Here is a 10782-nt window from a genome sequence, read left to right on the forward strand (position 1 = left end):
TCAGGGTCACGTCCGGACAGTAGCAACCGCGTTCGTTCACGTCCCCTGAGTTAGCTCTCAAGTCCGCGTAGAGCATTCCGTTAGGGGTTCTTAGGGCATGGCTCGTTGACGTGCCCCAGCTGCCTCTCTACCTTCGCGATGCGTCTTTCGTCTCGTCGTGAACGGTCGTGCGCTGCGTGAACGAGAGGAGTCGGCCGTGCGCCGATGTGTGTGGGGTTCCACCGTTGTCCTCGCCTTGTTCGCCACTCTGATGCCGGCCGGCTCGGCACACGCCGCCCCCGGCGCGAGAGCCGAGCCGCTCCCACTGGAGCAGCTCTTCGACAACACCGCGGTGAGCGACGACGCCCGGCCGGGCAAGGCCGACTTCGACGGCTCGGGCGGTTCCCTCTCCGCGCAGGACCTCGCGGCCGCGGGCTGGACCCCCGGCCGCACACTCACCGTGCAGGGCGCCCGGCTGACCTGGCCGAAGCGGCAGCCGGGCGAACCGGACAACGTCCTGGCCGACGGCCAGTCCGTGCGCCTGCGCGGGCAGGGCGACGCGCTCGCCTTCCTGGTGGCGGGCACGGGCGGCAGAGCGGCCGGCGGGCGGGGAACGGTCGTGTACCGGAACGGCACCCGCTCCACGTACGTCCTCACCGCACCCGACTGGCGCACCGGCCCGCTCGCCACCAAGGCGGTGGCCCTGCCGCACATCAACACCCCGGGCGGCCAACTCGCCGAGCGGGCACGGCTGTACGTCATGACCGTGCCGCTGGCCGGGGGGCGCGAGGTCGCCTCGGTACGGTTGCCTCGCGCGCCCGGGCTGCATGTGTTCGCGGCGGCGGTGCGGGCAGCGGCCCGTGGCTGGACGGGGAGTTGGGCGACCGCGACCGGCGGCTATCCGACCGTGGGGCCGTGGACCGACCGGACGCTGCGGCTGGTGGTGCACACCTCGGCGGGCGGGCCGCGGGTGCGGCTGCGGTTCGACAACACCTTCGCGGCCGGGCCGGTGCGGATCGGCAGCGCCACGGTGGCGGTGCAGGAGGCGGGCGCGGCGGCGCGCGGCAAGCCGGTCGCGGTGGCCTTCCGGGGTGCGGCGGGCGTCGAGATCCCGGCGGGCGCGCAGGCGTACAGCGATCCGCTCGACTTCGTGGTGCCCGCCGACACCAATCTGCTGGTCAGCTTCCATCTGCCGCGGACCGTGCCGGCGGCACCCGTGCACCGGCTCGCGCAGCAGCGGTCGTATGTGAGCGGGCCGGGCGACCACACGGCGGACGGCTCCGGGGCGCCGTACGGCACGCTCCTGACCAGCTGGCCGCTGCTGACGGGTGTCGACGTGGGCGGTGGGCCGGGGTCCGTGGTGCTGCTCGGGGACTCGATCACCGACGGCGACAAGTCCACGACGGACGCCAACCGGCGGTGGCCCAATGTGCTGGCCACACGACTGCTGGACCAGAGTGTCGTCCCGCACTACGGGGTGCTCAACCAGGGGATCTCGGGCAACCGTGTGGTCCTCGACCGCTATCCCGGGGACGGGGTGTCGACGGACACGGCCGGGGTGAGTGCCCTGTACCGGTTCGACCGGGATGTTCTGGCTCAGACGTCGGTGCGTACGACGGTGGTGTTCGAGGGCATCAACGATGTGCGGTGGCAGACCACGGCCGAGCAGGTCGTCGCGGGGCTGCGTGGGATCGCCGACCGGGGGCACGCCCGCGGGCTGCGGATGCTGGCGGCGACGATCCTGCCCTGTGAGGGGGAGGCGCGGTGCACACCGGCCGTCGATGCCGAACGGGTCGAGATCAACGCCTGGATCCGTACGTCGAAGGTCTTCGACGGCGTGCTCGACTTCGACGCCGTGATCCGGGACCCGGCACGGCCGTCCCGGATGCTCCCCGCGTTCGACAGCGGGGACCATCTGCATCCGGGCGACACGGGGCTCGCCGCGCTGGCCGAGTCGGTGGATCTGCGGGCGTTGGTCCGGTGACGCCGGTCCGGTGACGACCTGAGCCCGGCCGGCCGGCTGGCCGGGCTGGCCAAGTGGTCAGGTGGTCAGGTGGTCAGGTGGTCAGACGTCCAGGTCCACGACCACCGGTGCGTGGTCCGACGCGCCCTTGCCCTTGCGCTCCTCGCGGTCCACGTAGGAGTCGGTGACGGCCTTGGCGAACGGCTCGTTGCCGTAGACCAGGTCGATGCGCATGCCGCGGTTCTTGGGGAAGCAGAGCTGGCGGTAGTCCCAGTAGGTGTACGGGTGGTCGTACTTGAGGGGGCGCGGGACCACGTCGGACAGGCCGGACTCGCGCAGGGCGGTCAGGGCGGCCCGCTCGGCGGGGGTGACGTGGGTGAGGCCCTCGAAGGCGGCCAGGTCGTAGACGTCGTCGTCGCTCGGCGCCACGTTGTAGTCGCCGAGCACCGCGAATGGCCGGCTGCCGCCCGCGTCGCCCGCGACGGCCGCCCTGAGGGCCTCGAACCACTGGAGCTTGTAGGCGTAGTGGGGGTGGTCCACCTCGCGGCCGTTCGGTACGTACACCGACCAGACCCGGATCGGGCCGCAGGTCGCGGAGATGGCCCGGGGCTCCTCGACGCCGTCGTAGCCGGGGTCGCCGGGCAGGCCCTTGACGACGTCCTTGAGGCCTACGCGGGAGAGCACCGCCACGCCGTTCCACCGCCCGGTGGCGTTGACCGCCGCCTCGTAGCCGAGGTCGCGCAGCGGGTCGAACGGGAACTGGTCCTCGGCGACCTTGGCCTCCTGGAGGCACAGCACGTCGGTGCCGCTGCTCTCCAGCCAGGCCAGGAGCCTCGGCAGGCGGGCGGTGATCGAGTTCACGTTCCAGGTCGCGATGCGCATGCCTCACAACCTACCGGGCGGGTACGACAATCCGGTCCCGCCCTGGGTGGGGCCGCTCACACCTGCGCCTCACAACCGCGCCTCACAGTTCCGCCGAGTCCCCCGGCGTCAGCCGCAGGTGCTCCGAGCCGCCCAGGCCGCCGATCTGGCGGTCGTAGATCGGCCGGGCCAGGTCGGTGAGCAGAGCGTCGTGGATGTCGTAGGCGCGCTGCGGCTTGACCTCGCGGACGTAGTCGATGACCTCCGAGATCTTGTTCCAGGGGGCCATGACCGGCAGCATCAGCGTCTCCACCGCATGGTCGGGCACGGTGAGGGCGTCGCCGGGGTGGAACACCCGGCCGCCGTCGACGAGATAGCCGACGTTGGTGATGCGCGGGATGTCCGGGTGGATGACGGCGTGCAGTTCGCCGTGGACCTGGATGTCGAAGCCGGCGGCGGTGAAGGTGTCGCCGTGGCCGACGGTGTGCACCCGGCCCGGGAAGGCCGCCGAGATCTGCTCCGCGACGGAGGCGAGGGTCCAGATCCGGGCGGCCGGGTTGGCCTCCATGGCGGCCCTCAGCCGCGACTCGTCGAAGTGGTCGGGATGCTCATGAGTGACGAGGATCGCATCCGCGCCGAGAGCGGCGTCGTCCTCGCTGAACACCCCGGGGTCGAGGACGAGCGTCTGCCCGTCCTTCTCCAGCCGGATGCAGGCGTGCGACTTCTTCGTGAGCTTCATGACACCATCCTGCCTCCGCCGACGGGTCGATGGGCGGCTCAGGGTGGTGCCGTCGACACCTGGCTGACGATCACTCCGTGGGAGTCGTCTCCTCCCTTATGACCTGCTGGGCGACCTTGAACGCGCTGTTCGCCGCCGGTACGCCGCAGTAGACGGCGGCCTGGAGCAGTACTTCCTTGATCTCGCCCGGGGTGAGGCCGTTGCGCAGGGCGGCGCGGACGTGGAAGGCGAGTTCGTCCATGTGGCCGCCCGCGACCAGGGCGGTGAGGGTGACACAGCTGCGGGAGCGCCGGTCGAGGCCGGGTCTGTCCCAGATCTCGCCCCAGGCGTACCGGGTGATGAACTCCTGGAAGTCCCCCGAGAACTCGTCCGCCTGCGCCAGCGCCCGGTCGACGTGTGCGTCGCCGAGGACCTCGCGGCGGACCTTGAGGCCGGACTCGTACTTGTCCGGCCGTCCCGTCGTCGTCTGCGCCGGTATGGCGGCCGGGGCTATCTCGGCGACGGGCGCGGGCTGCGGGGGCGCCGCGGCCAGAACCGGCTTGGGCGGGGCGGCGACGATGGCCATCTGGCCGGTGTTGGTGTCGTAGGCGGGCTGCCAGGCGGTGGAGAAGTGCCGGACCAGCAGATCGGTGACGGCGGCGGGCTGCTCGACCGGGACCAGGTGGGAGGCGCCGGGCACGACGGCGAGACGGGCGTCCGGTATCCCGGCGACCAGGGTGCGGGCCTCGGCGGGGCCGGTGACCTGGTCGTCGGAGCCGACGAGGACGAGGGTGGGCACGGTGACGCCGCCCAGCTGGGGCCGTACGTCGAAGGAGGCGAGCGCCTCGCAGGCGGCTATGTAGCAGCCGGGGTCGGTGGTGCGCACCATCTGCACGGCCCACTCGGTGATGGCGGGCTGGGCGGCGGCGAACCCGGAGGTGAACCAGCGGTCCGGCGAGGTACGGGCGATGGGGTCGAGGCCGTTGGTGCGCACTATCACCCCGCGCTGCCGGAACTCGTCGGCCGTGCCGAAACGGGGCGAGGCGGCGATCAGGGCGAGCGAGGCGATGCGCTCGGGGTGGCGCAGGGCGAGCTCGATGCCGAGGGCGCCGCCGAGCGCGCAGCCCGCGTAGCCGAAGCGCTGGACGCCGAGGCGGTCGAGGGTGGCCAGCAGCCGCTCGGCGAGTTCGCCGACCGAGCCGGCCGGGTACGCGGGCGCGCCGCCGTGCCCCGGCAGGTCGAACCGGAAGACACGCCACTGCTGGGCCAGCTCGGGGACCTGGCGGTCCCACATGTGCCACGTCGTCCCGAGCGACGGGCCCAGGATGAGGACGGGGGCGTCTTCCGGGCCGTCGAAGCGGTACTGGAGGGCAGGGGTCTTCGTCTCACTCACCGCTCCACGCTAACGTCCGGATCCGAACACCGGCGCCGGGGACCCCACGTCCCCACACCTGGCTCCCGCAGATCAGCGGGGAACTCTCACACGGCCTTCACGGGATGCGGGTCTCGTCAGCCCCGCAGCGTGACCCCGAACCGGGTGCGCATCCGGTGCAGCTCCCACAGCGAGACGACGGTCACCGACAGCGGCCCGCCCAACAGGGAGCAGAACTGGAAGACGGGCGGGCCCTTCGGCATACCGCTGTCGATCAGATTGAAGACCGCGAGCACCCACACCAGCACTCCGGTGATCACGGGTGGCAGCATCGGGTGGACGTGGGCGGTGTTGAAGGCGCTGCGGGCCGAGTACAGCGACGCCATGAAGAAGAAGGGAAACCCCCACACGATCACGACCAACGACGCGAGGGCGATCGCATACCCGAACCAGTCCCGCCGGTCGTCGAGTGCGCTCTGGGCCGCCACGTAGAGGACGCCCGCGATGACAACAACCGTCAGCACGTACCAGGCGACCGCCTTGAGCGGGGCGTGGAGCCGGGAGCGCAGCTGCGGTCGCGCGTGCGCAGGCGCGTAAAGGATGAACCCGAGAATGACCAGCGGTCCGGTGAGGATCAGCAGGACCGGGGTGATGATCAGGTTGGCGACGCCGCCCGTTCCCGCATCCTCCCAACGGTCCGCCTCCACGCCGTAGACGAGGACCAGCGCGAGGGTGGCGACGATGCCGAGCACCGTGCGGGCAACCTGGACCCGGTCCACGGTGCGGTCCTCGATCCGGCCGTCGCCCTCCTGCACGAAGAGCCGCGTGGCGACGCGATGCGCGGAGCGCAGGACGGCGCCGGCGAGGAAGAAGACCGAGAGGTACCAAAGGCGGCTGCGGCGTCGCGGCGCGGGAGCCGGGGCCGGCGGGCCATAGGGGTACGGATTCTGGTTCGGGTACGGGTTCGGCGCGGGCGGACCGTAGGGGCCGCCCGCGGGCGGAGGCCCGTAGGGATTGTTGGCCGGCGGACCGGGTGGAGTGCCCCAGCCCTGGCCGCCCGGCCCGTTGCCGCCAGGTTGTCCCGTCCCGGGTCCAGGACCCCAGCCCCCCGTTGCCATGGCCTCTCCCACCGTTCATTTCCGGCCAGTTGCTATGTCGCGTGGCGACTTCGCGGCAGTGTAGTTGCTCACGGGGCGACAGCGGCGGCCTCCTTCGTGGCGGGCCGCAGCGACCGATGCGGTCAGTCTTCCGGTGAGGCGCCGAGGCCGGTCAGGGCGCCGACCGGATCGAGGTCGGGGGTGCCCCGGGGCCACCAGTCGTCGTGGCCCGGCTCCGACTCGTACGGGTACCAGAGGCCGTCGCGGCCGAGGCGGAGCTGGACATGGCCGCGGGGGTGGGTGAGGTGGTTGTGCCAGGGACGGAAGGCGGGGAGGTCGGCGGCGAGGAGGAGGGGGCGGGCTCGGTCGAAGCGGCCGGCCGGCGGGTCCCACGGTTCTTCGAGGACGGCCAAACCCTCCAGGCCGCCCTGCCGCCAGGCGGCGACGGCACGGGCCAGATCGGCCGTGGTGCGGCCGGCGGCGGAGGCGAGGGAGGCGTACAAGGCGCGGGTGGAGGCGGTGAGCCCGGAACCGGGACGGGCGGCGGCGAGCCGTACCGCGTCCTGCCACAGGGTCAGTTCGGCGACCGGGTCCCGGCCGGTCCCGAGCAGGGCGTGGGCGCGGGCGGCGGCGTCGGTTGCCAGCTGGTCCAGCGCGAAGGGGTCGGGGCCGCCCGGTGCCGCCGGGTAGACCGGCGGCTGCTCGGGGTGGGCGGGCACCGGCAACGGCGCCGGGAGGGGCGGGAGTCCGCGCTGCGGCGCGAGGGCCTCGGTGGCCCGTACGCCCGGGAGGGGCGCCGCTCCCTGCGCCTGCGCGGCACGGGCGGCTCGGGCGGCGTTGCGGCGGGAGAGGGCGTCCAGCAGCCCGCGTTCGCCTCGGCCGCGCAGCAGGAGCAGAACGAACGGGTCGGCGTCCAGCAGGCGTGCGGTCTGGTAGCAGAGCGCGGCGCCGTGCTTGCAGGGATGGCCGCGGTCGGGGCAGCTGCACTGCGGGTCGAGGTCGCCGGGGCCGGGCAGCAGGCGGACACCGCAGTCGGCGAGGGACTGGGGCAACTCCTTGTCGAGCAGCGCGGCGATGTGTCCCGGCCGGTCGGCCGCGGCGTCCAGGAACCGGGCCCAGTCGTCGTCGCCGAGCGTCCGCAGCCGCACCTGTACGCGGTACGGCCGCGGCCGGCTGCCTCGCACATACGCCAGCACAAGTCCCGGCGTCACGGTGATGGCATCGACGTGCCCCTCCTGCGCGTAACCCCGCCCACGCGCCAGCCGCTTGGGATCGAGGGCGCCCTCTTCCAGTGCGTCCACCCAGGCGTTGCCCCACCAGGTCTCGGCGAACCTGGCGTCGCCGTCGGAGGGGCGAGGGGCGAAGGCAGGGAAGGTACGGCGGAGTTCACCGTCCCGGCCGGGGGACGCCATGGATTGGGGGACCTGGGGGATGGCGGGAGCGGCGGAGGTGGCGGGAGCGGCGGGGGTGGGGGTGGGTGAGAGATCGCTGCCGGGTCGTGCCGAGGGCGGCGCTGTGGTGGGTTCTCCCTTGGGCGAGCCGGGGTCGGTGGGCGGCAGAGATGCGGTGATCTCCGTCTCCGTCTCCGTCTCCGTCTCCGAGCCAGGCGTCTCCGAGGAGGACCATTCCGAGTCATCCTCGTGAGGCGAGTCCGAGGGCATCCGGAAGGCCCCGGCGATCAACCCCCGTACATCACGCACCCGCAGGCTGTCGGCACGGTCGGCCAGGGCTCGTCGGCTCCGGGAATCGGCCGACGCGGCTCGGCTCCCGGAGTCGGCCTGCTCGCGCGGGCTCCCGGAGTCTGCCTGCGTGCGTCGGTTCCCGGACTCGGCCGGTGCGGGTCGGCGTGGCCGTCGGGTGCTCTCGGAGCCCCGGCCGGCTTCCTCCTCCTGGGCCCGCCGCCGCTCCCCCAGGGCGGCACGCAGTGCCTCACGGGCAGCGTCGGCGGGGCGTGCCTCTCGCCGGGCGGGCTCGGGTTCGGGCGCCTCAGGGGCGGACTCCGCCTCCGCACCGGGCCGGTCCGTGCTCACGTCTGCGGCGGGGGACGCCGCACGCCGCAGCGCCGCGCGGGCCGCATCACCGGGACGGGCGCCCGGGCGGTTGCGCCCACCCGTCGCCAACTCCTCGCCCGCAGAAGCTCCCTGTATCGAGTCCCGCCCCTCCGAGGTCGCCGAAGGGGATGCTGCCGCCGCCGGCCCCGGCCCCTCCGAGTCTCCTGCCGCCGGAATCGACCCCTCTGACCCTGATGACGCCGAGCTCAGCCCCTCCGACACCGCCGACGCCGAGTCCCGCCCGTCGGGCACCGCCGAGGCCGAGCCCCGCCCGTCGCACACCCCCGACGGCGAATCGCGCCCGTCGGGTACCACTGCCGCCGAGTCCCGCCCGTCGGGTACCTCCCGCCGTTCCCGAGCAGCCCGCAACGCCCGGCGGGCCGCGTCTGCCGGGCGGGGCTCGGGCTCCTCATGGCGGCTCGGCTCGTTCACCGTCGGTGTGAGGTCCGTGTCGTGCTCGTCGGCGGTCACGTCCGTCTCCTCACCCGCCGCACTCCTCTGCTCCCCCGACCCCGGCCAGAACCCCGACCCCGGCCCCGTCATGACTCCCTCCGCAGCGACACCAGGTCGGACAGCTCACGGTCCGTCAGTTCGGTGAGGGCCGACTCGCCGGAGCCGAGGATCGCGTCGGCCAGGGCCCGCTTGGACTCCAGCATCTCCGCGATGCGGTCCTCGACCGTGCCCTCGGTGATGAGGCGGTGGACCTGGACGGGCTGGGTCTGGCCGATGCGGTAGGCGCGGTCGGTGGCCTGTTCCTCCACGGCCGGGTTCCACCAGCGGTCGAAGTGGACGACATGACCGGCGCGGGTCAGGTTCAGGCCGGTGCCCGCCGCCTTCAGGGACAGGACCAGGACCGGCGTCGTGCCGCTCTGGAAGCGGTCCACCATGCGCTCGCGGTCCGGGACCGGGGTGCCGCCATGGAGCAGTTCCACCGGGACCGCCCGGACGGCGAGGTGGGAGGCGATCAGGCGGGCCATCCCCACATACTGCGTGAAGACCAGCGCCGAGCCGTCCTCGGCCAGCACGGTGTCCAGCAGTTCGTCCAGCAGCGTCAACTTGCCCGAGCGGACGGCCAGTCGCTCGGTCGCCGCCGTCTCCTCCTTCAGGTACAGCGCCGGGTGGTCGCAGATCTGCTTCAGGGAGGTGAGGAGCTTCAGGACCAGGCCCCTGCGTGCCATGCCCTGCGCCGTCTCGATGGCGTACAGCGACTCGCGCACCACCGCCTCGTAGAGCGCCGCCTGTTCGCGGGTGAGCGGTACCGGGTGGTCCGTCTCCGTCTTGGGCGGCAGCTCCGGGACGATCCCGGGGTCGGACTTCTTGCGGCGCAGGAGGAAGGGCCGGACCAGGCGGGCCAGCCGGCTCACCGCCTCCTCGTCCTCGCCGTTCTCCACCGCGCGCGCGTGCCGAGCGCGGAAGGACTTCAGGGGGCCCAGCAGGCCCGGTGTCGTCCAGTCGAGGAGGGCCCAGAGCTCGGAGAGGTTGTTCTCGACCGGGGTGCCGGTCAGCGCCACGCGCGCGGGCGTCGGGATCGTGCGCAGCGCCTTCGCGGTCGCCGAGTACGGGTTCTTGACGTGCTGGGCCTCGTCGGCGACGACCATGCCCCAGGGGTGCTGGGCCAGTGCCGATGCTGCCGACCGCATCGTGCCGTACGTCGTGAGGACGAAGCCGCCGTCCGCCTCCTCCAGGGTGCGGTCCGGGCCGTGGAAGCGGCGGACGGGGACGCCCGGCGCGAAACGGGTGATCTCCCGCTGCCAGTTGCCCAGCAGGGACGCCGGGCAGACCACCAGGGTCGGGGCCGGCCGGGCGCGCTTGAGGTGGAGTGCGATGACCGTGATCGTCTTGCCGAGCCCCATGTCGTCGGCCAGGCAGCCGCCGAGGCCCAGGGACGTCATGAGGTCCAGCCAGGCCAGGCCCCGGAGTTGGTAGTCGCGCAGGGTGGCCCGCAGGCCCGGCGGCGGCTCGGCCGGCCGTACCCCCGTCGTCAGACGGTCGCGCAGCGCCGCCAGCGCGCCGACCGGTACCGCCTCGACCGTCTCGCCGTCGACCTCCGCGCTGCCGGTGAGGGCCACGGAGAGCGCGTCGACCGGGTCGAGCAGGCCCAGTTCGCGCTTGCGGGCCTTGCGGACGAGGGCCGGGTCGACCAGGACCCAGCTGTCCCGCAGCCGGACGACCGGGCGGTGGGCCTCGGCGAGCGCGTCCATCTCGCCCTCGGTGAGCGGGTCGCCGCCGATCGCCAACTGCCAGCGGAACTGGAGCAGTTCCTCGCCCTCGAAGAACCCGGTGCCGTCGGTCGCCGAGCCCGGCGCGGGCCGTACGATCGCGGCCGCGCTGAGGTCCTGAGCCAGGTCCCGGGGCCAGTGCACCGCCACCCCGGCCGCCGCGAGCCGGGTCGCCGCCACGCCGAGCAGGTCGCCCAACTCCTCGTCGGACAGGGCCAGCACGTCGGGCACGTCCTGCTCGGACAGCCGGTCCAGCGGCGCCCACACCCGCGCCGCGCGCCGCACCGCCAGCGCCGCGTCCACCCGCGCGCGTGGCCCGAACGCCGCGTCCGCCTCCCCGGACCACAGGGCCGCCGCGTCGGCCATCAGGGTGGGGTCGGCGAGGCTGTGCACCTGGACGATGGCCGCGCCGGCGCGGGGGGGGGCCCCCGGGCGGGGGGGGGGGGGGGGGGGGGCCCGCCCGGGGGGGGGGGGGGGGGGGCGCGCCCCCCCCGCCCACGCGCGCGGCGGCGCGCCCGCGCC

The 10782-nt window shown here is 73.6% G+C and carries 7 protein-coding genes; 1 reads left to right on the forward strand and 6 read right to left on the reverse strand.

The window, feature by feature from the left end; genetic code table 11:
- The first annotated feature begins 250 nt into the window (after nucleotides 1–250).
- Nucleotides 251–1963, forward strand: coding sequence for an SGNH/GDSL hydrolase family protein (locus ACFWYS_RS46110; RefSeq protein ID WP_384783002.1), 1713 nt, complete (start codon nucleotides 251–253; stop codon nucleotides 1961–1963).
- Between the two features lie 81 nt (nucleotides 1964–2044).
- Here ACFWYS_RS46110 and ACFWYS_RS46115 read toward each other — a convergent pair whose 3' ends face one another.
- The 6 genes from ACFWYS_RS46115 to ACFWYS_RS46140 all read right to left on the reverse strand — a co-directional run bounded on the left by ACFWYS_RS46115 (nucleotide 2045) and on the right by ACFWYS_RS46140 (nucleotide 10653).
- Nucleotides 2045–2824 (reverse strand): exodeoxyribonuclease III, encoded by a 780-nt coding sequence (locus ACFWYS_RS46115; protein ID WP_384782987.1) that lies wholly within the window; start codon nucleotides 2822–2824, stop codon nucleotides 2045–2047.
- Nucleotides 2825–2906: 82 nt separating this feature from the next.
- Nucleotides 2907–3542, reverse strand: coding sequence for an MBL fold metallo-hydrolase (locus ACFWYS_RS46120; RefSeq protein WP_384782990.1), 636 nt, complete (start codon nucleotides 3540–3542; stop codon nucleotides 2907–2909).
- Between the two features lie 70 nt (nucleotides 3543–3612).
- On the reverse strand, nucleotides 3613–4914 hold the full coding sequence (gene pcaC / locus ACFWYS_RS46125; protein ID WP_384782993.1) for a 4-carboxymuconolactone decarboxylase: 1302 nt from the start codon (nucleotides 4912–4914) through the stop codon (nucleotides 3613–3615).
- Nucleotides 4915–5030: 116 nt separating this feature from the next.
- On the reverse strand, nucleotides 5031–6011 hold the full coding sequence (locus ACFWYS_RS46130) for a hypothetical protein (RefSeq protein ID WP_384782996.1): 981 nt from the start codon (nucleotides 6009–6011) through the stop codon (nucleotides 5031–5033).
- Nucleotides 6012–6133: 122 nt separating this feature from the next.
- The gene (locus ACFWYS_RS46135; RefSeq protein ID WP_384783005.1) at nucleotides 6134–8473 is read right to left on the reverse strand and encodes an SWIM zinc finger family protein; all 2340 of its coding nucleotides are present in this window, start codon (nucleotides 8471–8473) and stop codon (nucleotides 6134–6136) included.
- A 107-nt stretch (nucleotides 8474–8580) separates the two neighbouring features.
- Nucleotides 8581–10653 (reverse strand): DEAD/DEAH box helicase, encoded by a 2073-nt coding sequence (locus ACFWYS_RS46140; RefSeq protein WP_384782999.1) that lies wholly within the window; start codon nucleotides 10651–10653, stop codon nucleotides 8581–8583.
- Nucleotides 10654–10782 lie beyond the last annotated feature (129 nt).

Origin of the sequence: Streptomyces sp. NPDC059010, from assembly GCF_042740355.1 — a bacterium.
Taxonomy (GTDB): Bacteria; Actinomycetota; Actinomycetes; order Streptomycetales; family Streptomycetaceae; genus Streptomyces.